Origin of the sequence: Poseidonibacter lekithochrous, from assembly GCF_018861145.1 — a bacterium.
Taxonomy (GTDB): Bacteria; Campylobacterota; Campylobacteria; order Campylobacterales; family Arcobacteraceae; genus Poseidonibacter; species Poseidonibacter lekithochrous_A.
In genome coordinates this window covers 244,924-270,877 of sequence record NZ_JAHKQT010000023.1, presented here as the reverse complement: position 1 = coordinate 270,877, position 25,954 = coordinate 244,924, and the positions used below count along the sequence as shown (strand labels likewise).

Annotated in this window: 22 protein-coding genes; 14 read left to right on the top strand and 8 right to left on the bottom strand. The window is 25.8% G+C overall.

The genetic code is table 11. The features are described 5' to 3' along the window. Positions 1–140: 140 nt before the first annotated feature. From KO488_RS09520 to KO488_RS09505, 4 genes are all read right to left on the bottom strand, one after another. Complete coding sequence (locus tag KO488_RS09520; RefSeq protein WP_216058568.1) at positions 141–1,022, bottom strand: radical SAM protein; 882 nt, start codon at positions 1,020–1,022, stop codon at positions 141–143. Positions 1,023–1,118: 96 nt separating this feature from the next. After that, positions 1,119–1,409 carry a putative quinol monooxygenase gene (locus tag KO488_RS09515; RefSeq protein ID WP_216058567.1) on the bottom strand — a complete coding sequence of 97 codons (291 nt, stop codon included), beginning with the start codon at positions 1,407–1,409 and terminating at the stop codon, positions 1,119–1,121. Positions 1,410–1,514: 105 nt separating this feature from the next. Then, positions 1,515–2,528, bottom strand: coding sequence for a zinc-binding alcohol dehydrogenase family protein (locus tag KO488_RS09510; RefSeq protein WP_216058566.1), 1,014 nt, complete (start codon positions 2,526–2,528; stop codon positions 1,515–1,517). Positions 2,529–2,543: 15 nt separating this feature from the next. Then, positions 2,544–3,563: an L-dopachrome tautomerase-related protein gene (locus KO488_RS09505; RefSeq protein WP_216058565.1), complete on the bottom strand. Its 1,020-nt coding sequence runs from the start codon at positions 3,561–3,563 to the stop codon at positions 2,544–2,546. 165 nt (positions 3,564–3,728) lie between these two features. On the opposite strand from KO488_RS09505, the gene KO488_RS09500 reads away from it, so the two are divergent. Further along, positions 3,729–4,604 (top strand): AraC family transcriptional regulator, encoded by an 876-nt coding sequence (locus tag KO488_RS09500; protein ID WP_216058564.1) that lies wholly within the window; start codon positions 3,729–3,731, stop codon positions 4,602–4,604. 331 nt (positions 4,605–4,935) lie between these two features. Here KO488_RS09500 and KO488_RS09495 read toward each other — a convergent pair whose 3' ends face one another. The 3 genes from KO488_RS09495 to KO488_RS09485 form a co-directional block, all read right to left on the bottom strand. Beyond that, positions 4,936–6,408: a diguanylate cyclase gene (locus tag KO488_RS09495; RefSeq protein WP_216058563.1), complete on the bottom strand. Its 1,473-nt coding sequence runs from the start codon at positions 6,406–6,408 to the stop codon at positions 4,936–4,938. A gap of 627 nt (positions 6,409–7,035) precedes the next feature. Further along, the gene (locus tag KO488_RS09490) at positions 7,036–7,929 is read right to left on the bottom strand and encodes a hypothetical protein (protein ID WP_216058562.1); all 894 of its coding nucleotides are present in this window, start codon (positions 7,927–7,929) and stop codon (positions 7,036–7,038) included. A 54-nt stretch (positions 7,930–7,983) separates the two neighbouring features. Next, the gene (locus KO488_RS09485; protein ID WP_216058561.1) at positions 7,984–9,603 is read right to left on the bottom strand and encodes a YcaO-like family protein; all 1,620 of its coding nucleotides are present in this window, start codon (positions 9,601–9,603) and stop codon (positions 7,984–7,986) included. Positions 9,604–9,704: 101 nt separating this feature from the next. On the opposite strand from KO488_RS09485, the gene KO488_RS09480 reads away from it, so the two are divergent. From KO488_RS09480 to KO488_RS09430, 11 genes are all read left to right on the top strand, one after another. Then, positions 9,705–10,307, top strand: coding sequence for an arylesterase (locus KO488_RS09480; RefSeq protein WP_216058560.1), 603 nt, complete (start codon positions 9,705–9,707; stop codon positions 10,305–10,307). Continuing rightward, entirely contained in the window at positions 10,307–10,969 is a 663-nt protein-coding gene (locus tag KO488_RS09475; RefSeq protein WP_216058559.1) for an ABC transporter ATP-binding protein, read from the top strand. Before KO488_RS09480 ends, KO488_RS09475 begins: the two co-directional genes overlap by 1 nt. Then, on the top strand, positions 10,963–13,467 hold the full coding sequence (locus tag KO488_RS09470) for an ABC transporter permease (RefSeq protein ID WP_216058558.1): 2,505 nt from the start codon (positions 10,963–10,965) through the stop codon (positions 13,465–13,467). Before KO488_RS09475 ends, KO488_RS09470 begins: the two co-directional genes overlap by 7 nt. Positions 13,468–13,566: 99 nt before the next feature. After that, positions 13,567–14,451, top strand: a complete 885-nt coding sequence (locus KO488_RS09465) for a uroporphyrinogen-III synthase (protein WP_216058557.1) — start codon at positions 13,567–13,569, stop codon at positions 14,449–14,451. Positions 14,452–14,556: 105 nt separating this feature from the next. Beyond that, entirely contained in the window at positions 14,557–15,510 is a 954-nt protein-coding gene (locus tag KO488_RS09460; RefSeq protein WP_216058556.1) for a zinc transporter ZntB, read from the top strand. Between the two features lie 70 nt (positions 15,511–15,580). Further along, positions 15,581–16,093 carry a hypothetical protein gene (locus KO488_RS09455; protein WP_216058555.1) on the top strand — a complete coding sequence of 171 codons (513 nt, stop codon included), beginning with the start codon at positions 15,581–15,583 and terminating at the stop codon, positions 16,091–16,093. Beyond that, the gene (locus KO488_RS09450; RefSeq protein ID WP_216058554.1) at positions 16,094–17,140 is read left to right on the top strand and encodes a peptidase M42; all 1,047 of its coding nucleotides are present in this window, start codon (positions 16,094–16,096) and stop codon (positions 17,138–17,140) included. Beyond that, positions 17,133–17,621 carry an ATP-dependent zinc protease gene (locus KO488_RS09445; protein ID WP_216058553.1) on the top strand — a complete coding sequence of 163 codons (489 nt, stop codon included), beginning with the start codon at positions 17,133–17,135 and terminating at the stop codon, positions 17,619–17,621. The genes KO488_RS09450 and KO488_RS09445 overlap by 8 nt, the downstream gene beginning before the upstream one ends. An 8-nt stretch (positions 17,622–17,629) precedes the next feature. Next, entirely contained in the window at positions 17,630–19,054 is a 1,425-nt protein-coding gene (locus tag KO488_RS09440; protein WP_216058552.1) for a mechanosensitive ion channel domain-containing protein, read from the top strand. 9 nt (positions 19,055–19,063) lie between these two features. Further along, on the top strand, positions 19,064–20,428 hold the full coding sequence (locus KO488_RS09435; RefSeq protein WP_216058551.1) for a magnesium transporter: 1,365 nt from the start codon (positions 19,064–19,066) through the stop codon (positions 20,426–20,428). Positions 20,429–20,491: 63 nt separating this feature from the next. Continuing rightward, positions 20,492–21,880, top strand: a complete 1,389-nt coding sequence (locus KO488_RS09430; protein WP_216058550.1) for a sensor histidine kinase — start codon at positions 20,492–20,494, stop codon at positions 21,878–21,880. Between the two features lie 5 nt (positions 21,881–21,885). On the opposite strand, the gene KO488_RS09425 is transcribed toward KO488_RS09430, so the two are convergent. Next, positions 21,886–22,986 carry an AAA family ATPase gene (locus KO488_RS09425; protein ID WP_216058549.1) on the bottom strand — a complete coding sequence of 367 codons (1,101 nt, stop codon included), beginning with the start codon at positions 22,984–22,986 and terminating at the stop codon, positions 21,886–21,888. Between the two features lie 190 nt (positions 22,987–23,176). On the opposite strand from KO488_RS09425, the gene aroB reads away from it, so the two are divergent. Beyond that, positions 23,177–24,220: a 3-dehydroquinate synthase gene (aroB, locus tag KO488_RS09420; RefSeq protein ID WP_216058548.1), complete on the top strand. Its 1,044-nt coding sequence runs from the start codon at positions 23,177–23,179 to the stop codon at positions 24,218–24,220. Beyond that, entirely contained in the window at positions 24,213–25,949 is a 1,737-nt protein-coding gene (locus tag KO488_RS09415; protein WP_216058547.1) for a mechanosensitive ion channel domain-containing protein, read from the top strand. The genes aroB and KO488_RS09415 overlap by 8 nt, the downstream gene beginning before the upstream one ends. The last annotated feature ends 5 nt before the right edge of the window (positions 25,950–25,954 follow it).

Below are 25,954 nucleotides of genomic sequence, written 5' to 3'. Positions count from 1 at the left end.
TTTTGTAAATTAATTTTTATATCAAAAATTTCAGATAAATTTTGGGAGTTAAGAATCTCGTATATTTTTAAAATCTATTATTAAATTAAATGGATTCAATTATATTTCCATTTATTTATTTTATCAGAAAACCAATTATCTTATAAACTCTGCCTTGCTGCTACACTATTTAAAAAACTTGTATCAGCATTATTTATAAAAGAATTAATGCTATTTAGCATATTCTCTTTTTGAATAGGAAGAAAACCATTAACACTTACTGCATTTATATAATGATTACTTGCAAAATGAGTATCCTCAACATTAATTAGTTCAATTAACTTTTTTTGTTCTTCTAATATTTCTAATTCAGTTGCCGGTAAAAACTTTCCATTTTTAACATCCTCTTGTAACTGTGTGCCATCAAAGAAGCCAAGTGTTGTTTCCCTAACCATTTTTGGTTTTGTTTTATTTATTAACTCTGCTGTTTTTTGTGCAACCTCAATACCTTTTCCTCTTCCACCAGTTCCTAACATCAATTTACAGTTATAATCAAAACCAGCTGTTTTTAGTCTTTTAAGTTGAGTATATGTATCATCCATAGTATAACCTTTATTAAAAGATTTTAAAACATCTGCATCACCAGTTTCAACTCCTACCCAAAGGTCATTGATTCTATAGTTATCTCTTAAATCTTTTAACTCTTCATCTGTTTTAGTCATTATATTTCTAATAGAAGAGTACATTGTAATAGTTTCCATCATTGGAAAATATTTAAGAATTAAATCAGATATTTTTCTTAGTTTTTTTGCACTTAAAACAAAAGCATCGCCATTTACTAAAAATATTCTTGTTTCTGATTTATAAAGTTTTTGTGCTTCTTGTAAATCTTTTTCAATTTGCTCTAATTTTTCTACTTTAAACTTTACATCTGTATACATAGAACAGTAAGTACAATTATTATGTGCACAACCTGCTGTTACTTGAAGTAAAAGAGTATTTGCTTCAGGTGGTGGTCTATATGTTATTCCTGTAAATTTCATACTAGTTCCTTATTCTTTCTTTATTATGGCAAGTTATATATTTAACTTGCCATAATAAAAAAAGAGGTACTTTCGTACCATCTTTTTAATTAGTAATTATGCTATTTTAGTCATTTCATTTAAAATGAACTCATCAACAGCACCATCAGTAGCAGCCATATAATCAGCTAAATGTTGATTACCCATATGTGTTTGCCATAATTCTCTAGATTCCCAGTTTTCATAAAACATAAAGTGGTTTTTATTTTCATTATCTTGGTGTAAATCATAGTTAATACAACCTTCTTCTGCTCTTGTGATATCAATAAGTTTTAAAAGCTCAGCTTTTACCAATTCTATTTTGTCCGCTTTTGCAATAATATTTGCAACGATTGTTAATTGTGCCATTTTAAATTCCTTCTTTTCTTTTTTATATGAGAGTATTATAACTGTATTAGTAGAGTAAAAAAAGTGATAATCTGCTAATAAAATCAAACATTTGTGCGAAAACTTTTATTTAGTATAATCAATAGCTAATTTACCTATTGATGTACTTGTTTCAACTCTTTTATGAGCTTCTTTTAATGATTCTACACTAAAACCATTTATTGTTTGAGTTAGAGTTGTCTTTATTCTCCCACAATCAATTAAGTTTGCAATATCTGTTAATATTTCACCTTGTCTTGCAATATCATCCATTTTAAATAGACTTCTTGTAAACATTAGTTCCCATACAAAACCAGCTGCTTTTCCTTGAAGCATACTTAAATCAACTCCACCTTCAAACTCAACAATAGACGCAATCATTCCAAAAGGAGCAATAAGTTCAACCATTGAATCCCAGTGACCTTTTGTATCTGCTACATTAAAAATATAATCAACAGTTTCAAAGCCAGCTTCTTTTACAGAGTTTACTAAATCTTTATGATTTACAACTACATCTGCACCCATTTCTTTACACCAAGTAATAGTTTCTTTTCTTGAAGCAGTTGTAATTACAGTTAGGTTTGTTAACTCTTTTGCAATTTGAGTTGTAATTGAACCAACACCTCCTGCTCCTCCAATGATTAAAATAGTTTTCTTTTCATGGGGATTAACTTTTAATCTATCAAATAGTGCTTCATAACCTGTTAGCGATGTAAGAGGCATAACAGCAGCTTGTGCATCATTCAAACTTTTAGGTGCAAGTGCAACTATTCTTGAATCAACCGCTTGAAACTGTGCATTTGAACCATCTCTTGTAACATCACCTGCATAAAATACTCTATCACCAATTTTAAAGTTTCTAACTTCTTCACCAATTGATTCAACAATACCAACAGCATCATATCCCATGATTTTTGCAGTTTCAAGTTGTGCATCTGGAGCTGTTCTAATTCTTATCTTTGCATCTGCAGGATTAACTGAAACAGCATTAACTTTAACAACAATGTCTAAACCTACTGCTTTTGGCATATCTTTTTCTATTTCAATTAAACTTTCATTTTCTTCTATTTTAAATGATTTTTTAAATCCTATTGCTTTCATGTTTTTTCCTTTTGTTTATTTTTTAATTAATGGAGTTCTTACAATCATATAAGTTCCAGTACCTTCTTCTTTACCACCATTTAATGCAGCTGTTCTATTTAATTGATCAACTGTTCCATAAAGGTATCCATCTTTTTCATTTACAACTAAGCCATCTGGCCATGATTGTCCTGCTGGTACTTTTGCAATGATTTTGTATCCATCTTTATCATTTGAAAAACCAATTGCGTTTTGTTCAATATTTGTACTATAAATATTTTGATATTTATCAACTGTCATTCCATCACTAAAAGCTTTTGGTGCATAATATTCAATATTGTTTGCTACTTCTTTCTCATTATCAAAGCTAGATGCTTTTACTCTATAAACTTTTCTACCATTCAAAGCTCCAAAATAAAGCCATTCAAAACTAGGATCAAGTGCGATTGGATTTAAAGCAAATCCACCTTCAATTTCAGGCATCATTGAAGCATGTGATTGTGCAACTCTTGAAGCTTTTCCTGTGTTCATATCTACAACAATAAAGGCAGGAGTTGGAGCACTTTTTAAATCTCCTTGAGTCATATCTGCGATAATTACTCTGTTTCTTTTTTCATCAAGAACAAAATCTTGTAAAAATGAAGTTGGTGTAGTAACTTCTTCTGGAATTTTAATTGTTTTAGTTAATTTATTCTCATTTATATTCCATACAACAAATTGTTTTACACCCATATCTAAAACCCAAAGGTTATTGTTTTTATCAACTCTAATACCAATAGTTGCTTTTATTGTTGAATCTTTTCCATGAGATACTTTATCATTTGGATATGCTTTAGTTTTTCCATTTGATAAAAGTTCAAATACTTTTGTCTCAGGAGTTATTAATGGTGTATTTGTAGCAAAAATTCTACCATCATTCGAAATAGCCATGTTTCCAGGTCTATGTTCGTGGAACTTTGCAAAAACTTCTGTCTCTTTAACTTGCTTTAAATTATCTGCAAATGTTAATGTTGATAAAGCTAATACTGAACCTAATATTATTTTTCTTAATTTCATTTTTTTCCTTTTGTTATTATATGAGAGTATTATATATTTATTAAAGGCTTTAAAAAATAGATTTTCTGCTAATAAAATCAATCATTTGTGCGATTTTTAGAATCTCATCTATTATAATTTAACTTTTTAAGGTACTTATGTTTATATGCAAGTTAAAATTGTACTATGAAAAAATCAACAACTAATAAATCACATCTAGAACAAATAAACTTAAGTTTAGTATATGTACACAATCATTTTGATTCATATATAACAGCTGAAGACTTAGCAGAAGTTAGCGGTTATTCTATATTTCACTTTCATAGAATATTCAAGGATATTGTAGGCCAAAATGTAAATGATTATATAAGAAATACAAGACTAGAAAAAGCATCAAACCTTTTACTTTACAATCAACATAAAACTATAGAACAAATATCAATGGACTCAGGTTTTTCAACAGCAACTGGATTTACATCAGCATTTAAAAAGAAATTTGGAATGACTCCAAAACAGTGGAGAAAAGGTGGCTATGAAGAAAGTTCAAATGACTCTATATCCATGATAGAAGTGGATGATAATATTGAGATAAAAGCCCCTGAAATAGTAAAAGAAGATGAAATCCCAATGATGTACATGAGAGTATATGGATATGAAGATGATATGAGTGATATTTGGAATCATATGATTGAATGGTCTGAGTCTATAGGTATTTTAAATGAACCACATAGGTATATTGGATTGTTTCATAATCATCCTTCTTTTTCTCCATATAATGAAGCTAGATATTTAGCTTGTATCCAAACAAAATCAGATGCATTTAGAAGTGGTAAAGTAGGAAAATGTATTATAAGTAATGGTAGATTTGCCAAGTTTAAATTTACATGTAAGCATAAAGACCTTTATAAAATGATGCATTTAGCATATATAAAATGGCTTCCTGATTCAAATTATGAGGTTAGAAACTTTCCTGCATATGTAGAATATAAAAATCCGGAAAACCTATTAAATAATGGAATTTTAGAATGTGATTTTTTTATGCCTGTTCAATTAATATTTTAGATAAATAACCTCTTACTCTTGGAGCAGTTTTTACTAATAAAAAGCTTGTTCCAAAAAGAGTTGAATTGTTGAACATTCACAAAAGGTACAGGTTGGGGAAACTTGTATATACATATTTTTATAACTCATCTTTAAAATAAGAGTTTACCTACATTGCAGATTCCAATATATTTAGTATTTTTTTATGTCCCATAAACTGCGACCAGATCAGAAAAAATATTAACATTATTACGAGAAGAGAATGGAAAATCAATCTACTCTCATAAAGAGACCTTTACTTTCTTATATAATGGCAAAAGAATAAGTACTTCTCCAATCATATTTAATAGTTTTAGATATTTAATCGATTGACTCTAACTAATCGATTTTTACCTGATTTTTTTGCTTCATATAATAATTCATCAGATTTATTCAAAATTTTATCAATATCCGTTAAATTGCCGTTACAGCTTAATCCCATAGAAACTGTAAATTTGAACTTATAATTATTTATTTCTATCAGAGTATTTGCACATTTATTTCTAATTTCTTGAGAGATATTAGTTACTTCATCTAAACTTTTATTATAAAAAGTTATGCAAAACTCTTCTCCACCAATTCTTCCAAAAATTGTTTCATCATCAATTACAGAATTAACTATTGCAGAAAGTTTTATTAATACTTCATCTCCAATAGCATGTCCATATGTATCATTTACAGACTTGAAATTATCAATATCAATCATTAAAATACAAAGAGTTTCTTTATTTTTAATTACTTTTTTTAAAGCTTGGTTACTATCTATAAAAAAACATCTTCTATTTCTGATTTTTGTAAGTGAATCTATATTAGCAAGAGTATAAAGCTCTTTATTCTTATCATTTACTTTTCTAAGTGCTTTATCCAGCTGCCCCGTTCTTTTCTCAACTTCTTTATTTAAAGTATCATTTTGAGTTTGAATTAAATATTGATTTTTAAAGAAAAATAAGAAAAATAAGAATAAAATAATAGAAACAATTAAGTTAAACATATAAATAGTTTCTTCCCCATTATTTACAATATCTCGCGGATTTGATACAATTATTGAAATAATATATTTATCATTATAGTCAAAAAATTGAATGTAATTTATGATTTTATTTGAAGTTGTATCAAATTTTATTTTTACATTTTTAAGAGTAGACAAATCTAGTTTTAAGTCATTAGTTAATGTTTTCTCATTATTAATTTTTATATCTTTAAATATCGTATAGCTTTTATCAAAGAATATATCATTTAATGATTTTATTGTTATTAAGTAACCTCTGCTATCTCCTGTTCTATCACTCTTTTGAATCTCCTTCTTTGAGAAATATAAGAAAGTAGAATCATAATTTATTATGGTGTCCAGATTTTGTTTTTCTTTAAACTTATTAATTAAAAAACTCTCAAAATTCTTTTTTTTATCTTCCAAATTTTTATTTGAATAAGTAGAATATGTAACTTTATTTTTAAAATTTAAATAGATTATTGTATCAATATTTAGGTTTCCAAGAGTTCCAGAACCTTCTCTAAAGTTTTCATAAATAAATTCTTCATTTTTACCTTCTATAAATGTGTAGGCATCATCCCATTTTGAATAATCTTCTGTAATATTTTTTAGATTTTTAAGATCGTTATTTATATTATTTAGAAAAGTTTTTATATTACTTTTGTTTTGTATTTTTTCTAGAGAAATAAAATCATTAATGAAAAAGTTATAACTAATTAAAAAAATAATTCCAAATACTAAAGTATATGAAATAATAAAATAGATGATGTAGTTTTTGATATATTTTGAAATCATAAGGATCCTATTTAATTTATGTATAACTATTATTTAATAAATTTAACAAAAGGTACATTTATATCTTATAAATACTCAAAAACAAAAAGTCTTTTTATCATAAATAAAAAAAATAACTTAATGTAAAAACCCAGAATAGAAGAAAAAAGGTAGCATAAATGAATTATCACAAAGTATTCTATACAACTAAAGAAGGATGATTCTCTCTTGCAATAATCATTTTATTATATTTAAACATATAGTTAACCTCTTTATGTTTCAAACAAAATAATAATATAATGTTTTATTTATATTTTACATCATTTCCCCTTAGTGAAAAATAAATGAAGAAAAAATACATGTCAGACCCAATTTAACAAGGACGTTTAGGATTTTTTCAAAGAATACTAATTGAAATGTAAACTTATGAATAATAGAAAACCAATATCCTATATCTTTCATACGTTAGCTATCTAGTGATATGGCAACAAGAAATAGGACACAAAATTCTGAATAGTCTCTTCCTCAACCTCTTATATTTGGAGCACGAACTTCTCATTTTAGTTTTCATGTTCCACAAAGTGTTCAAAAAGTAAAAACTGCAAAGTTCCATAAACCTTAAGGAATTTTGGAATAAAAAGTGGGCTTTTAAACTATTTGCTTTACTGTCTTTGGTCTAAATCTTAATAAATCATCTAAGTAGTTATTATAATCATATTTATATGTAGTTACTTTTATTTTTATAATTACATCTTCTTTTATACCAAATTCTAAATCTATCGTATAAAATGGTTTTAAAAATGGTGTTGTATTATATTTAGATTTTAGAGATAGTATTGTCTCTCTTAGAGTATTAAAATCTACATCAACTCTTTTCACTAATGAGTTTAATTTTTCTTTTGTTTCTTCTACATACTCTTCTAAAGGATAATCATTTTTAACTGTATATTTAAATTCTAAATAGTCTAAATCTTTAATAGCTTTATGAATTATTTCTATTTCATTTAGGGCTCTATTTTCAAGTGAAAATAATTGACCTGTCATCTCATTTCTATATATTGATTTAAATAAATTAACTTTTGATATTTTACAAACTTCATTAGGTTTATCTTTAAAATAAAATTCCATACCTTCATATAATGTTGTTGAAATGGATGATTTATATGCAAGACCTAAAAATATATTATTTAATTGTTCTTTCATTGAAAAGAGTGAAATCAAGATCAATGCTGATAATACAGGGATTATTACTGTTAAATTATTATTTGAAATAATAAAGAATGAAACAAAAGAAAATATTATTAAATAGATTCTTAACATATATTGTCTTTTGTTATTTAAAGTAGCTTCTAAGTTTATTTTTTTTAGTGTAATTTTTGACTTATTTATTTTATTTTTATAATATTTACTTAAGATAATAACATGAATTAAATAGATTATTGACAATGTAATTGTCAATAATATTAACTTACTGTAATCAAAATCATTCAGTAAGTTTAATAAGTTTTCTAAATCAGTAAATAAATCTTTTAGTATATTCATTCTTTTTTCTTTTTTCTAAGTATTTTAGTTTCTAATTATACTTAATGAATGCTTTTACTTTTGTAATGATTTTTTAATTGCCAATTTATCATATAAATCAAGAATATTTAAATAATCTTGATGATAAGTTACATTAATAAACTCACTATCTCCATTAAATATTTGTGTTGCAAGTTCTACTTTTTCTTTTGTAAAGACATTATTTAAAGCAGTCTCATAATCTTCCCAAGATGTTTCATCAATATACATTCTTGTTAATTGTGCTAAAGCAAAAGCTAAAGGTTTATTTGACATTTCAAAGTATTCTATAGCTTCTTCATAATTTCCAAGCATTAAATGTAATTGTGCTTTAAAATCACAAATAGTAAAGTTTTCTTTGAAAATTACACCGATGTATTTTTCTATATTTAGATTATTATCAAAGGCTTCAATTTCATTTAAAATCTCTTCTGGATCATACTCTTTAAAGTTTAAAACCATATCTCTGATCATTTTTCCAGCATTTGTATTGTTATATATCATATCTTCCAAAGGATATACTTCTGAAACACTTGGAACTATAATTTGACAAGAATAGAATCCTAGATAATTATACTCTCTTATATAGACATCTTTTTTCATTGTCTTTGTAATATTAATTAGATAATCATATTCTTCATCTGTATTCGTTCCATTATAAACCCAAGGAGTATATTCAAATGTTTTTTTAGCAGATAAAAACTCAAAACCAATTTTTCCATTTGAATCAATAAAATGAGATTCAATATTTGAATTTGTTTGGATTAATTCTTTATCAAAAGTTGGCTTTTCAAAACCATCTAAATCACCTAAATCTCTACCTTGCATAAGTTCAGTCATTGTTCTTTGTAATGAAACTTCTAAAATAGGGTGAGCACCAAATGATACAAACAGTGTAGATGTTTTTGGGTTAATTAAAGAGATTGCAGTTACAGGAAATTTACCTTCAAAAGAACAATCTAATACTTCGATTATATAACCTAAGTCTTCTAAGGCTTTTATATCTTCATTTAGTTTTGTAAAATTTTCTAAAGCAACTTTAGGAAAAGCAGGAAGTGAATATCCTTCTTTAATAATAGCAATTTTTACATATCTTTCAAAAATCTCACTTAATGATTGTACCTGTGCTTCTTTTGGAGTATTTCCAGTAGCAAGTCCGTTACTTACATAAAGGTTATGTGTTAAGTTTACTGGTAAATATGCTTTTTTATTTGTGCTTAAATTTACAAAAGGTAAAGATACAATCTTATCAAAGTAGTTACTATGATAATCAACAAAATCTTTTGCTTCAAAAGTATTATCTTTATTGTAAAACTTAGCTAAGTCTTTATCTAAGTACTCTTCATCAAATGAAAATACTTTTTGATCAGGATAAGCCTCTCTATTTGGAATATAAAATTCTATAAAACTATTGTTTGTTTGTAATCTTTCGATGAATTCACCAAGAGCACTAACCGTACTAGCTTCAATACAAGTACCTTTTCCATTTGAGTAAATATGTTTTGGAGCATCATTTGAGCTTAAATTTACTGAAAAGCAGTTTTTTAAAGGATGTTTAACTTCTGCAAAAGTTACCTCTGATCCAACATCTTTTAATGTTTTTGTCATTTTTTCTAACGATTCTTCTAATGAAGAGTTTTTTGATAATATTTTCATGTTCAACTTTGTGTTTTTTTCGAGTATAACTGAATAAAATGGTGGTATTAATTAAACATAATTACTGTGGACAAATATTATCATTTTAGATAGAATTGCGCATGAAAAAATTTATATTAATACTGTTTTTAATAAACATACAAATACTAAGCGCAAACTCAAATAATATTCTTTTTTTAGGTGATTCTTTAACTGAAGGATTAGGCGTAAATAAAGAAGAGGCATTTCCAAAGTTAGTTGAAACTTTAATACAAAGTGAACTTAAAAAAGACATCACAGTAATAAATGCAGGAGTAAGTGGTTCAACAACTAGTGATGGACTTTCACGTCTTAAATGGTATTTAAAAAAGAAGCCATATATCGTTTTTTTAGCACTTGGAGCAAATGATGGATTAAGAGGTTTAAATCTTGAATCAAGTCAAAAGAACTTAGAAGAGATTATTCAATACGCACAAAAATCAAATGCAAAAGTTTTATTAGCAGGAATGTTAATTCCACCTAATTATGGCCCTGATTACTCACAACAATTTAAAAAAATGTATGAAAATATAAAAATTAAATACAATTTAGAATCTATGCCTTTTTTACTGCAAGGAGTTGCAGGAGTTAAAGAGTTAAATCAAAGAGATGGAATTCATCCAAATGTTGATGGTCATAAATATATTGCAAAAGAAGTTTTCGAATTTTTAAAGGAAAAATTATAATGTTAGAATTAAAATCACTAAAAAAGGCCTATATCCAAGGCTCACAAAAGATTGAAATATTTGAAAATCTAAACTTTCATTTAAAAGAGGGTGAAAGAGTTGCTATTATGGGAAAATCAGGAAGTGGTAAATCAACACTGCTTTCACTAATCTCAGGGATTATTAAAGCAGACTCTGGTGATATTATTTTAAACTCTGTTTCTTATAAAGATTTACAAGAGAGTGAATTAAATGACTTTAGAGCTACAAATATTGGTTTTATCTTTCAAAACTTTCATTTAGTTTCTTATTTAAATGCTTTAGAAAATGTGATGCTTCCTGCAAAAGTTTGTAATATTGCAAATGCAAAAGAAAAAGCAATTGAGCTTTTAAAAAGTGTAGGGCTATCTCATAGATTAGATCATTTGCCCTCACAGTTAAGTGGTGGTGAGAAACAACGTGTTGCAATTGCAAGGGCGCTTATTCATAATCCTAAAATTATATTAGCAGATGAACCAAGTGGAAACTTAGATGAAGAGACTGGGATTGCAGTTATGGATAAACTTTTTGAGTTAATAAAGCAAAATAACACTACTTTGATTTTAGTAACTCATTCAAAAGATGTAGCAACTCGATGTGAAAAAACTTATGAGCTTAACTCTGGAAATTTAAATAAATGTTAGTACTAGAACTAGTATATAAAGCACTTGCACGTTCAAAATCTTTCTCACTTATATTTATATTCAACTTTTGTTTAGCTATTGCTTCACTTTCTTATTTACAGTTTTTTAAAGGAAGTATGGAAAACTCACTTGATACAAAAGCAAAGATTTTATTAGGTTCTGATCTTGTTGTATCTTCAAGATTTCCTATAAATAAAGAACAAATTGAAGATATTAAAAATAAGCTACCAGAAATAAAAAGTTTTACTCAAGGTATTTCAACAGTTAGTATGATATCTAGTGAAAAAAGAGCTAGACTTATGGAAGTTGTAAAGTTAAATGAAGGTTTTCCTTATTATGGTGGCTTAGTTTTTAAAGATAAAACAATCTATCCAAAAGGTGAAGCAATGCCTGCATCAAATGAAGTTTGGGTTTATCAAGAAGTTCTAGACCTTCTAAATTTAAAGTTACAAGATAAAGTAAAAATTGGAAAAGCAAACTTTATTATAAAAAAAGTTATTGAAGAGGATAGTTTAAAAGCTATAAGTTTTAGTGGTTTTATGCCAAAAATTTATATAAGTAGTGAAGGTTTAGATAAAACAGAACTTTTACAGTTTGGCTCAACGGCGAGATATAAACTAAATTATCTTTTTAAAGAAAATTTTGAAAATGATAAACTTGAAGAGATTGAAAACAAACTTGAAAAGAGTATTGACCAAGATTTAAGAGCACTTTCTCCAAATGATGGAAGAGATAGATTGTTGCGTGTTTTAAACTTTGTTACAAACTTTTTATCATTGGTTTCACTTATTTCATTCTTCTTAGGACTCGTTGGACTTATATATTTATATTCAGGATTTTTAAAGAAGCATCAAAAAGATATTACAGTTTTAAGTGATTTAGGATTAAATAAAAAGAGTTTAAGCCTAACTTATCTTTTACATCTGTTTGTATTAGTTTCAACAGCATCTGTAATAGTATTTTCACTTATGACCATATCAGCTTCATTCTTAGCTCCAATAATTGAGAAACTTATTGATTTTAAATTTGATCTAAGCTTAGATTTTACTTTCTTTTTAAAGTCTGCTTTAGTTTTACTGCTACTTAGTTTAAGTATTGGACTTCCTTTGATTTTACCATTACTTCAAAGAACAAAGAGGCCATTTTATAAGGTTGTTTTAGGTTTTGTTCCTTTTATTATTCTTTTATTAGTAATATCTCATTTTGTAACGCCAAATAAATTTGTAGGTCTTTATTTTGCAAGTGCTATGCTTGTAATAATTGCAATATTTTTTGCCCTTGGTTCAATAATTTTAAAGAAGTTTGATTTTGTAGGACATTTAGAAAATTTATCTTTATCTTTAGCTTTAAAAAATATTGTTAGACAAAGAAGAACATCCCTTACACTGTTTACAGCAATACTTTTATGTACAACATTTTTTAGTCTTATTCCTCAAATTGGTTCATCACTATCTTCTGCTTTAACACAAAGTATTGATGATAGACCTAGATTTTTTGTAGTTGATGCTAAAGAAGAACAGATTAAAGATATCAAAAAGGAAGTAAATAGTATGGGTGCAAAATTAGAAAATATTGCACCAATGATAAGAGGGCGTATAATAAAAGTAAATGATATGGATTTTACAAAGCATTCACAAAAAAATGCAAATAAAGAGTTAAAAGCAGAACAAAGTGAACTTAAAAATAGGGCGGTTAATCTTTCATATAGAAATACTTTAAAGAAAAGTGAAGAGATTATAGAGGGAAGGGAATTCTCAGGTGTTTATGATTCCCCAGACTTTTCAAAACCTATAGAAGTAAGTGTAGAAAAAAACTATGCAAATAGACGAGGAATAAATCTAAATGATACTCTTGTTTTTGATATTTTAGGATTAGAGTTAGAAGCTGTGGTTGTAAATATTAGAACTGTTAAATGGACTGAATTTGTACCAAATTTCTTTTTGATTTTACAAGAAGGTGCTTTAAGTGATGCTCCAAAAACAATACTTGCTACTATTTCAACAGGAGATTATGATGCAACGCAAATGCTTATAAAACTATCAGATCTTTTCCCAACATTAACAGTTATTGATGTTAAGAACTTATTTGAATCTTTTGCAAAGCTTGTAAAAAATGTCACAAACATAACGAATAAGATGAGTATTTATTCCATCATAATTGGACTTTTAATGAGTTTTATTATTATTCAATATCAAATGAATTTACAAAAGAATAATATTCTAAGATTAAAAATGATTGGAGTAAAAAACAAAGCTATTAGAAACTCTTTTTTAATAGAGTTTGGACTAATCTCTTTTACTGCAAGTACTTTTGGAATTATTTTAGGAAGTATTGGCTCTTATGCTATAAGTAATATACTTTTTGATTCATACTGGGATTTTAGACCTGATGTTCTTTTGGTTTATTTTTTCTTTATACCAATTTTAACGATTTTAATTGTTAGCTTTTTTACTTCAAAAATGATACATCAAAAAGAAAACATTCTTTTTGGTGAATAGCTTTAATTAAAAAAGGAAGTAATTTACTTTCTTTTTTAATACTAAAAACAAACTTTATAGACAAAACTGTTATAATAGAACTTAATAAAGGAGGTAGTTATGGATATTAAAAAAATTATTAATTCACTTGATTTAATATATTATGAGTATGATGAAAAGAAAAAAATTCTAATAAAAGATATTAATTATTCAAATAGATTCACAGAAATGGAGTTTTTAAAAATCACATATCATTTATCTAAAGTATATGTTCCTTTTGAGGTATTGAAAAACAAAACTATTAGCTTAGAAAAAACAAAATTTAATATTAAAAAATATTTCTCACAAATCATAGATAAGACTAAGACTAAAAATATTTATTTATTAAATAACTATAAAATTAAAGGTGTTAAAAATATTCCTTTATTTAAAATTGAATATATAAATAAAAAAATAGATTTTAGTAAGTATGATGCAATTATATTTACTTCTAAAAATGCAATCAATGCAATTAATTCTTTTAATAAAGCTTGGAAAAATATCCCTTCTTATGTTATTTCTGAACAAACTGCTAAATTAGTAAAAGATTTAAATGGAAAAATAGAATATATTAGTAAGATAAAACATGGAGATGAGTTTGCATATGAAATCTTGACTTTGTTAAAAAACAAGAAAGTATTATATTTACGTGGTAAAGAAATTGTTTCTAATTTAATAAATATTCTAAGTGATAATAAAATTCAAATTGATGATGAAATAATTTATGAAAACTGCTTTGATGAAGCAGTTAAAACTGTAGAAATCCCAAAAAATTCTAAAATTATTTTTACATCTCCTTCTACAATTGAATACTTCTTTAAGGTATTTTCATGGGATGAATCTTATCAAGCTATATCTATTGGGAAAACTACAGCTCAGTATTTTCCTAAAAATATTAAACCTATAATTGCTGATAATACTTCTTTTAAATCTTGTGTTGATAAAGCGTTAGAATTAGAAGTTTAATCTAAGAGAAAAACTCCTCTAATATTAGGTGAAAATTCTTATAAAAAAAGAATCAAAATCATATTTTATATGATACAATTCGAAATTATATTATAAGGATTTTTTATGGAATATGAACATGCCCTTATCCTAGATAAAAAGGGAGGAGCTAAAGAAATTAACATTGAGGAATATAAAGAAGGAATGGGACTGTTATGGTTGCATCTTGATTATTCTAAAAATGATACAATTCAATGGCTTACAAATAAAAGTAATATCGACCCCTTAGCAATTGAAGCTCTATTGACAGAAGAAACTAGACCTCGAACTATTATTTTAGAAGAGTCAATTTTATTAGCATTAAGAGGTGTAAATTTACATCCTAATTCTGATGCTGAAGATATGATTTCTATTAGATTATTTATAAATGAGAACATTATAATTAGTACAAAAAGAAGAAATTTATTATCTGTAAAAGATATAGTAGATAGTTTAAAAGTAAATAAAGGTCCTAAAAGTTCAGCTGAATTTATAGTATCACTTACTAATAATTTAACTTCAAGAATGGAAAATACTATTTCTCAAATGGAAGAGAGAAGTTCTGATTTAGAAGAATCAATACTTGATTCAAATAACTTTGAAAAAAGAACTGAAATATCAACTATTAGAAAAGAAGCAATAAGTTTAAGAAGATATCTATCACCTCAAAAAGATGCGATATCAAGACTTTATTATGAAAAAATTTCTTGGTTAGATGATTATAAAAAAAACCAATTGCGTGAGATTAATGATCAAGTAATTAGATATATAGAAGAACTTGATTCTATTAAAGATAGAGTGACATTAACACAAGAAGAATTATCAAATAAACTAAATGAACAAATGAATCTTAGAATGTATGTTTTATCTGTAATCTCTGCAATATTTTTGCCAATTGGTTTTCTAACTGGTTTATTAGGCATAAATATTGGAGGAATGCCTGGAGCTGAAAATAAAGATGCATTTTTGATTTTCTCAATATTTCTAATTTTCATTGTTAGTGTTCAATTGTATATTTTCAAGAAAAAGAAGTGGATTTAAATAATGAAAAAGCTAATTTATTAGTTAAGTTAGTATAAAATCATTATAGATTAAACAGAAGGAAGAGTAAATGAAAATATTTATTATTTTGACAATCATACTTATTGTTATATTTATAATTACAATGATAAGAAAATCTAAGAAGATAAAAAATGTAATTTTAGAAGAGGAAACAAAAACACTTTCAAAGTATTTCGGAGAAAAAGTTTCTGATGATGTAAAAGATTTAAAATCATTAAAAAATAGTTTAGATATAAAATTAAGTTATAAAAAAGAGTTAGAGACAATTATTCCAAAAGTTAAACATGATCATGAAATTCTTTACTCTCACAATATAAATTTAAATAAAGCATATCCTGATTCTTTTGTATATAACATTATTGTTAATACAGTAGTTTCATATAGTATGCGTAATAATATAAGTATAAAAAAAGCAATAAAACTTCTTCTTTTAACAATCACGGATGAATATATTCAAGAACAATTAACTGATGAATTAAGTAAAGAAGAAGAGTTAGAGAACTTTTATGAAGTTTTAGAAAATTTTATTAAAAAATATAACGATGAAAATAAGGATGTGTAGTTGGATGCATTTTACGATATTTTAAAACAATTAATTAGAGTACCAAGTGTGACAGGACATGAACACTCTTTTTTCATGTTTTTAAAAAGAGAATTAGAAGATTTAAATATAACAGTTGAATACTATGATGGTGTTCTTGTTGCAAAAGGAAAGGAACCAGAATCTGGATATATTTCAGCACATGCTGATAGGCATGGACTTATTTGTACTGGACATAATGAATTTCAATACGCAGCTTATATTGCAAAAAATCAATCTTCATTAGCTGAGAATTTAAATAAAGATCAAGTATTAAAAAACTTTGAGAAAAGATTTACCACTCAAAAAGTGCAAGCTTATGAGCCTTGGTCTGGAAGTTATTTAGGTATGGGAATGATTGAAAATGCTTTCTTATGTGAAAGAAGAGAAAATATAATTTTTCAAATAAATGGTTTTGACCATCTATTCCCTGGTACTCCAATTGCCTTTATGGATAAACTAGAAATTAATGATGAAGTAGTTTCTGCACAATTGGACAATGTCTTATCTGTTGCAATTTTAATCTATTTATATCACCTAGGATATCAAGGAACTGCATTTTTCACGGCATCTGAAGAAGCTGGAAAAAGTTGGAGGTTTTTACTTGATTATTTTAGAAGATTTGAAATAACTACAAATGAATTATTAGTTTTAGATACAAGTCCATATAAAACAATGGAAGATTTGAAAAATATTGATATTGTTTTAAGAAATAGAGATGCAAATGGATATTTTAGATCACCTCTAAAAACTAAGATAAAGAAAATTGCAATTAAAAATAGAATCAAATATCATTATAAAGATGAGTATTTAAAAAATATTATGAAACAAAACAATACTAAGTCATCACTTGGTATTACAGAGCTTGGTAGAATTATTCATGCAAGTAAAGGTCAAATACAAGGAACAACATTGCAAATTCCTACTATTGGATATCATACAGTAAAAGAGACTGCAAAAATAGAGTCTGTTGACAGTATTTTACTTATATTAAAAAAACTTTATTTAGAGCAGGAAATTATTGAATAAGTTAGCATTTTCTTTTGTAACATTATTACTTTCTTTACAAAGTTTACTAGCACAAGATTTTGTAATTGGTAAGTTTGATAGATTAGACTTGCCCAAACTTAACTTGAAAAACTTAGGTGCTAAAATTGATACAGGTGCTAAAACATCTTCTCTTCACTGTAGTTATATAAAACAAATTGATGAAAAGAATGTTACTTTTGAAGTACTAGATGAAACACACAAAAAGTATAAAGACAAAAGATATACAATGCCTATAAAACGAATTGCAAGTGTTCGTAGTTCAAATGGTATTGTAGAAAAGAGATTTGTGATTTCAACAAAAGTAGTTATTTTCAAAAAGAGTTATAATACTGAGTTCACATTAAGAAATAGAACTAAGATGAATTATCCTATTCTTTTAGGTAGAGAGTTTTTAAAACAAGGTTTTTTAGTTGATGTAAGAGAAGGTTATCTATCTTATTCGCAAAAGAAATTAAAATAAGGATTTATTTGAAAACTATATTTATATTAATTGTCTTAATACTTTTTAACACAATTATGTTAGCTAATGTAGAAGCTACTAATGACACAAAAAATGACAGTAAAAAAGTTATTGAAATTAAAAAGATTGAAAAAACTCCCAATAACATATGGTTAAAAACATATAAAAACTATAAGAAATACAATACAATTCTGATTAATATTAATAAAATTGAACAAGAAGTTGAGAGAAATAAAAGGAATATAAATAAGGTTCAAGAATTAACTAGTAAACTTAGTATAAATAAGTCTAAACTTTCTTTATATGAGAAGAATCAAAACTTTAATGATTTATTAAAAAATTATAAATTTGAGATTATAGATATTACTATTTATGACTATTTATTTAATGTCTCTTCAAATGAATTACAAAAGAAAATTACAAAATATGAGTTATTAAAAAAAGAGTTCTATGCTGCTCTTTCCTATCTACAAGAGAAATATAATAAAGATAAAAAAGTAATAAAAGATAAAAAGAAGAATCAACTTTTATTAGAACAAATCAATTATTTTAATGAATATTCTGAAAATATAGAAAAAACTTATCAAAGCTTTTTAGATCTTCAAGATGAATTAACTAAAAAATATAATGAGTATGAAAACGAAGTATTTATAAAGCATATAATCACACTAGGAAGTATTCTAGCTGCATATATCTCTTATAAATTTTTATTATTTGTCTTCTTTTATATTATTAGAAATAAAGATAATCAAGAGTTAGAACAAAATTATAGAAAGATATTATCTTTATTATTTGTAATAACTATTTTAATTTTTGTAGTAGTTAGATATATGGATGATTTATTATATATAATTACTTTTTTAGGAGTTGTAGCAGCAGCTTTAACACTAGCAACTAGAGAAATTATTTTAAATATAGCAGGTGCAATTTATATCTTCTTTTCAAATGTAATTAGAGTAGGTGATAGAGTTATGGTTCAGTTTGAAACAAAACATGTTGTAGGTGATATTGTTAGTATTTCTTTAATAAAAATGAAACTAAATGAAGTGTGTGATTACTCTAATATAAAAGATATAAAAAATGTAGGTAGGACTATTTATATACCAAATAGTTATATGTTTACTAAAGTATTTTATAATTATTCATTAAAGCAAAATGGAATAATAAATGATTTAATAGAATTTGAATTTGACAAAGATAATGACTTTGATTTTATTGAAAAAGCCACAGAAAATGTTTTAAAAACTTTTTCTTTCCCTTATACAATTGCATTTTCATTAAATAGTGCTAAAACAGGAATTGTAGGACTTATTTCATACCAAGTAAACTATAAAGTTGCTACAAAGAAAAGAGGTGAAGTATCAATTGCTTTATTAAAAGAGTATACAAGTAATGAAAATATAAAATTAAAAACAACAGTAAAAAAAGTATAAAGAGAGACTATGAATAATACAGAAAAATTAGAACAATTAGTTTTAGAAATAAACAAAACAATATCAAACTTTAAAAATAACATCTCTGATGACCATCCTTTTGATATAGCAAAAGATTTACAATATATTAGAGAAATGGATTTTAATGAATATAAAAGTATTTGTAAAAAAATACCAAGTGATTTATTTGCACAGATTTTAATAAACATGCCAACATATATTCAAGAAGAGATTACAGAAGTAATTAGTGAACAAAAAGTTGCAAAAGTTACTTCTAATATGGATAGTGATGATGCTTCTATGCTTATTTATAATATCTCTCAAAAGAATGAATCTTCTGCTCAAACTGTATTATCAAAATTAAATTTAGAAGAACAACAAATAATTGAAGAGCTTAATGCTTATGAATTTGCTCAAGCTGGTGCTTATATGCAAAAGGAACTCTTTTCTGTAAATTTAAAAGAAAATATAGGTGATGCACTTAAGAGATTAAAAGAGAAAAAAGATTTACATATTTTAAGTAATGTATTTCATGCTTTTTTAGTTGATGATGAAAACAACTTCTTAGGTTCTATTGGACTTGAAGAACTTATACTTTTTGAAAGAAGTCAAAAGTTTGAAGAAATTCCAGCTGATAAAATTGAACATTATAGTCATAATGATAATGATGATATTTCTGATGTTGTTAATATGTTTGTAAATTATGATTTAAATTCCTTAGCAATAGTTGATGCTAATAATAAGCTATTAGGAAGAGTTACACATAATGATATTTCTACATTAATGCAAGAACAAAATACTAAACAACTTTACTCTTTAGCTGGAGTTAATGATAAAGTTGAAGAAGATGAAAGTATTTTTAAAATTGGAAAAACTAGAGCTTTTTGGCTGAGTATTAATTTAATAACTGCAATTCTAGCATCTTTAGTTATTGGTATTTTTGATGCAACAATCCAATCTTTTGTAGCATTAGCTGTTTTAATGCCTATAGTTGCATCTATGGGTGGAAATGCAGGAACACAAACACTAACTGTAACAGTTAGGCAAATGGCTTTAGGTGATATTGAATATGATGATGCAAAAAAAACAATTATAAAAGAAGTAACAATTTCTTTAGTAAATGGACTTTTATTTGCTTTAGTAATTGGAGTAATTGCATATTTCTGGTTTAAAATACCACTTTTAGGGCTTGTTATTGCAATTTCTATGGTTATAAATTTATTAAGTGCAGGTTTTTTTGGCGCTGTTATTCCTCTAGTTTTAGAAAAATTTAAAATAGATCCTGCTATTGGTTCAACCGTTATCTTAACAACTGTAACTGATATAGTAGGTTTTTTCTCATTTTTAGGCTTAGCTACAATTATTTTATTATAGATTAAGATTTAATTTATTAGATACACTTTTTTTTAATAATATTAAATATGATATAATATTATTATGTGGAAAAATATAATATATAGTGGTTTGGATTCAAAAAACAATGATAAGTTTTTTAATAACAAACTTCAATTAATCAATACTATTTTACTAATTGGTATTTTTGTATCTTTTTTTATGGCTTTTTTATTTATCTTTATAGGAAGTGTCGAAAATAAATTTTTTGTAATTACCTTAGAGCTTTCAAACGGGGCTTTATGTATAGCACTTTTCTTTTTTTTAAGATATGATAAAAAGTACTTAAATACAGTTATTTATATATCATTATTTTATCTATATATCCTTCAAGTACTTATTATGATAAATTTAGTTGAAGATTCGCTAAGAGAAGCATGGTTTTTCCTAACAGTTCTTTTATCTTTCTTTCTTGCTGGTAGAAAATTTGGATACTTTATGTTTTCATTAGTATTTCTTACAATCCTTTTATATAATTTTCAATCATTTATTGATACACATTTAAATGAAGTTGAATCAGTACTTCCTCTTATCTTATTATTTTTAATAGGCTTGATTATTAATTTATATGAAACAAATAGAGAAAACTATGCTACTTCCTTAAAAGAAGTTAATATTAAATTAGAAAGTAAAATAGCAGAGTTAAATCATTTTAATAATAATCTTGAAACGAGAGTTAAAGATGAAATTGAAAAAAATATAAAACATGAACTTAAATTAGCTGAACAATCAAAAATGGCAGCAATGGGAGAAATGCTAGGAAATATAGCACATCAATGGAGACAGCCTTTATCTACAATTTCTACTCTCGCAACTGGTACAAAATTACAAAAAGAAATGAAAATCTTAAGTGATAAAGACTTTGATTCTTCAATGGATACAATTAATGCTTCAGTACAATACTTATCAGAAACAATAGAAGATTTTAGAAGTTTCTTTAATCCTAAAAACAATAAACAAAAAGAGTTTTTACTTCCTTTTACAATTGATAAAGCATTACGAATTGTAAGTTCACAATTTGTTTCTAAAGATATTGAAATAATAAAAGATATAGAAAACATATCTATTATTTCTTTAGAAAATGAATTAATACAAGTTATTTTAAATATATTAAATAATTCAAAAGATGCATTACTTGATTTAGAAAATGAAAAAAGATTAATATTTATTTCTGCTTACAAAAAAGAAGAAGATATCATTATTGAAATAAAAGATAATGGTAAAGGGATAAAAAAAGAAATTATTAATAGAATATTTGAACCATATTTCACAACTAAACATCAATCTCAAGGTACAGGTATTGGTTTATATATGTGTGAAAATATCATTGTAAACCATTTAAATGGAACGATAAGTGTTTCAAATTCAGAGTATATGTATGAAAATGTTAAATATATTGGAGCAAGATTTATTATAAAATTCGTAAAAGAGTAGTTCTTCTACGAATTTAAAACTTTTTCTCCCCAAAGCTCAAATGTTCTATCTGGAATAAACCAAATATCATCTTCTTTATCTACAAACTCTTTTGCATATAATTGATTTAATGATGATTGCATTGAAGCTCTTGAAATATCTTCTTGTTTTAAAACTTCATTTGAAAATAACTCAACTTTATACTTTGATAAGAGTTTAAATGCTTTTTTCTGATTAGTACTAAAAATCTCAAATAAACTTTTATAATGGTCATTTTTTGTAATTAGAATTTCATCTAATAAATCATCAATTATTTCAATAGTAGTTTCATTTTTCTTTGCATTTAAAATATAAGCTTTATGTAAAATCATTTGAATTAGTTTTGTTTCTCCATCTGATAAAGTATAAATATACTCAGCTGTATCTTTTGATATATTAATATATTTTTTTGAATAATCATATATTTCTTCAATATCTATACTTTTTAAAAGCATTGGTGTTGCCATTTCATATAAGGGTGCTTTGTATTGAAAAAGACTATTTAAAATATTTCTTTTTGAACCTAAAAAAATATATGAAATATTATGAGCCTCTTGTATATATTTACGAAGTAGGGCATCTATTTTTTTCTCTTTTATGGTTGATATTTGCTGAAACTCATCGATTGCTAAAACTACATTTGATTTCTTAGCAAGTTCAAATAACAATGCAAAAGCATCTTCTATTATCTCTTCAAAAGTTGAGTTTAAAACAACAGGAGAGATACTCATCTTTCCACTTCTCATATCAAAAGTAGGTTCAATTCTTGTCTTCTTTAAGATTTTAGTTACTTGTTTAATAGTCTTTGTAATATCACCTTTTTGAGCATTTGTAATACCTTTTAATAATATTTCTGCAAAGTCTTTTGCTGTTATAATATTAAAAATATCAATATATATAACAGTAAAATCTTTTTCTACTTTTGAAAAAACATTCTTTATTAGAGTGCTTTTACCCATTCTTCTTTTAGAAAAAAGTAGTATATTTGTTGAGTTTTTTATATGCTCTTTTATCTGTAAAACTTCTTCTTTTCTACCATAAAAGCTTTTATCATCAGCAATATACTCATAAGGAAAAGGTGTATTCATTTTCATGCCTTGTATTTATTTTTAAATATCATTTAGTATTGTACTATAAGTATTTAAAAAATACAAGTATTCATATTTAATTTTAGATACAAAGTAGATAATATCTTAAGTCTACTTTTAATGATTAATTATTTAGTAAAATTTAGATATAATATATACACTTATACTAAATAATATGGATATATTCAAAATGACTGTTAAAATTAATTTACCCCACGATAATTCTTATGAAATCTTTATAGATAAACTAAACGAACTTTACTTTGATACAAAAGTTGTAATTGTTACTAACCCTACAGTAAGTGGTTTTCACTTAGAGTATTTAAAAACAAAACTGAGTGCTAAAGAGCTTAGTGTTGTTACTATTCCTGATGGCGAAAAATATAAGCATATGGAAACTATTGAGTATATTTTAGAACACTGTTTTGAAAAAAGACTTGATAGAAAATCCTTACTAGTTGCTTTTGGTGGTGGTGTTATTGGTGATATGACTGGTTTTGCTGCTTCTATTTATCAAAGAGGAATTGATTTTGTTCAAATTCCTACAACTTTATTATCTCAAGTTGATGCAAGTGTTGGTGGAAAAACAGGAATTAATAATAAGTTTGGTAAAAACTTAGTTGGCGCATTTCATCAACCAATTGCTGTTCATATTGATCCTTCAATGCTAAAAACACTTCCAAAAAGAGAGTTTGGAGCAGGAGTTGCTGAAATTGTAAAAATGGCAGTTACTTTTAACAAAGACTTTTTTGAATGGTTAGAGCAAAATGATATTAATGATGAAGAAAATTTAAAAATCGCAATTTCTAAGTCAGTTGAAACAAAAGCATATGTAGTATCTCAAGATGAAAAAGAACATGGTATTAGAGCTGCTTTAAATTATGGTCATACTTTCGGTCATGTTATTGAAAATGAAACTAATTATAATACTTATTTACATGGAGAAGCCGTAGGAATTGGTATGATAATGGCAAATGAAGTTTCTGTAAAACTAGGACTTATGAATAATGATGATGCATTAAGAGTTAGAAAACTACTTGAAAAATATGATATTCCTACTACTTATAAGATTAAAGATGTTGAAGATTTTTATGAGCATTTTTTCTTAGATAAAAAATCTCTAGATAATAAAATAAAATTTATTCTAGCCCGTGGCATTGGAGACTGTTTAATTACTAATGAAGCAAAAAAAGAAGATGTGATAGAGGTTTTAAAAGGTTTTTCTAATGCTTAAAAATTTTTTACTTGCCCTTTCTTTTACTGCTTTTACTACTTTAGGTTTTAGTGAAGATATTTTAATAGATACTGTAGATAAAGCTCAAGTTAAACAAATTGAGCAAGAGATAATAAAAGAAAAATTCGATGAGGCTCAAAAAGAATTAAAAGAACAACAAGAAAGAAAATTAGAAGAGCAAAAATCAAGAGAGATTAATATGAAAAATCTTGCACTTATAAATACTCTTCTTCTAAAAATTGAAAAAATCGATGCTTCTTTAAAAGATAATATTCTATTAAAAAGATATTCAAACTATTTGTCATATAGAAAAATATCTACAGAGCTTAATTCTTTAAAGAAAAGTGTTGAAAAAAAGAAAGATGCAGATGAAGAGCAGATATATCAACTTCATAATAAGATTAGAGTAAAAGAAAATGAACTTGAACTTATTGCAGAATATAAAGGCTCTCCTATTGGTGGCTTTATAAATCCTCCTGAAATTGAAAATTATGCACAGATTACAAATCCTTTTGGGATCATAAATGCACTTTCTCAAATTAAAAAACTTGAAGATAATAAAAAAGTATTTAATAACTTAGAAAACGATATAAGTGATTTGACTATTAAATTAGCAGAAGAGTTATTTGTATATTTAGAACTTTTTAATCTTGAGCAAAAATCTGATTATAAAGAAAGAATTACTTTTTTAGATAAACAGAAAAAAGACTTCAATATGGTTTTAGAAATTGTATCAACAACAGAAGAGGTTTATACAAGAAAAATTGAACAAGTAATTTTAGAAATTAAAAATCAAATATCACAGCAAATACAAAAAAGTTTAGTGATTTTTATCATTATTGTGGTTTTATCATTTTTAGCATTTTTAGTTAAATTAGCACTTAAAAAGTATTTCTCTCAAAATGAGAGCTATTATATGACGAATAAAATTATCAACTTTACAGTTGTATTTTTAATAATTATGGTTTTAATGTTTTCATATATTGATAATGTCTCATATCTTGTAACTATTCTTGGATTTGCATCAGCAGGTATTGCTATTGCTTTAAAAGATTGGTTTATGTCTATTTTTGGTTGGATGGTTATTGTAACATCTGGTTCTATTCAAGTTGGAGATAGAATTAAAGTTAATAGAAACAACGTACAAGCTGTTGGAGATGTTTTAGATATTTCACTATTTAAAATCACTATTAGAGAAGATATCACTTATACATCATATACTGTAAATAGAAGAACAGGAAGAATTTTCTTTATTCCAAATAACTATATTTTCTCTGAAATGATTGCAAACTATACTCACTCAGGTTTAAGAACAGTATGGGATGGTATTGATATTACAATTACATTTGATTCAAACCATAAAAAAGCACAAAAGATTTCAAGAGATATTTTAAAGCATTATTCAAAAGGTTATACAGATATAACTAGAAAACAGTTAAGCAAAATGAGAAGTAAATATCAATTAAGAGCGACAGGAGTTGAACCGCGAGTATTTACTTTTGTTGAACCATATGGAATTGTAATATCAGGATGGTATCTTACAAACTCTTATGCAGCATTACAATTAAGAAGTACTATGAGTCCAGAGATTTTAAATGCCTTTATGGCAGAAGATGATATTCATATAGCATACCCAACGCAACAAATAAATATGAATACAACAGAGAATCATTATGGTCCATCAAGAGCTCCAAGAGCTAAGCCAGAAGAATTAGAAGATATAGAATAGAAGGT

Coding starts and splice junctions, on each gene's coding strand:
- KO488_RS09415 (WP_216058547.1), top strand. CDS start 24,213: ATGCTTAAAAATTTTTTACTTGCCCTTTCTTTTACTGCTTTTACTACT.
- KO488_RS09500 (WP_216058564.1), top strand. CDS start 3,729: ATGAAAAAATCAACAACTAATAAATCACATCTAGAACAAATAAACTTA.
- KO488_RS09505 (WP_216058565.1), bottom strand. CDS start 3,563: ATGAAATTAAGAAAAATAATATTAGGTTCAGTATTAGCTTTATCAACA.
- KO488_RS09475 (WP_216058559.1), top strand. CDS start 10,307: ATGTTAGAATTAAAATCACTAAAAAAGGCCTATATCCAAGGCTCACAA.
- KO488_RS09470 (WP_216058558.1), top strand. CDS start 10,963: ATGTTAGTACTAGAACTAGTATATAAAGCACTTGCACGTTCAAAATCT.
- KO488_RS09460 (WP_216058556.1), top strand. CDS start 14,557: ATGGAATATGAACATGCCCTTATCCTAGATAAAAAGGGAGGAGCTAAA.
- KO488_RS09435 (WP_216058551.1), top strand. CDS start 19,064: ATGAATAATACAGAAAAATTAGAACAATTAGTTTTAGAAATAAACAAA.
- KO488_RS09510 (WP_216058566.1), bottom strand. CDS start 2,528: ATGAAAGCAATAGGATTTAAAAAATCATTTAAAATAGAAGAAAATGAA.
- KO488_RS09515 (WP_216058567.1), bottom strand. CDS start 1,409: ATGGCACAATTAACAATCGTTGCAAATATTATTGCAAAAGCGGACAAA.
- KO488_RS09480 (WP_216058560.1), top strand. CDS start 9,705: ATGAAAAAATTTATATTAATACTGTTTTTAATAAACATACAAATACTA.
- KO488_RS09455 (WP_216058555.1), top strand. CDS start 15,581: ATGAAAATATTTATTATTTTGACAATCATACTTATTGTTATATTTATA.
- KO488_RS09485 (WP_216058561.1), bottom strand. CDS start 9,603: ATGAAAATATTATCAAAAAACTCTTCATTAGAAGAATCGTTAGAAAAA.
- KO488_RS09465 (WP_216058557.1), top strand. CDS start 13,567: ATGGATATTAAAAAAATTATTAATTCACTTGATTTAATATATTATGAG.
- aroB (WP_216058548.1), top strand. CDS start 23,177: ATGACTGTTAAAATTAATTTACCCCACGATAATTCTTATGAAATCTTT.
- KO488_RS09490 (WP_216058562.1), bottom strand. CDS start 7,929: ATGAATATACTAAAAGATTTATTTACTGATTTAGAAAACTTATTAAAC.
- KO488_RS09495 (WP_216058563.1), bottom strand. CDS start 6,408: ATGATTTCAAAATATATCAAAAACTACATCATCTATTTTATTATTTCA.
- KO488_RS09430 (WP_216058550.1), top strand. CDS start 20,492: ATGTGGAAAAATATAATATATAGTGGTTTGGATTCAAAAAACAATGAT.
- KO488_RS09520 (WP_216058568.1), bottom strand. CDS start 1,022: ATGAAATTTACAGGAATAACATATAGACCACCACCTGAAGCAAATACT.
- KO488_RS09425 (WP_216058549.1), bottom strand. CDS start 22,986: ATGAATACACCTTTTCCTTATGAGTATATTGCTGATGATAAAAGCTTT.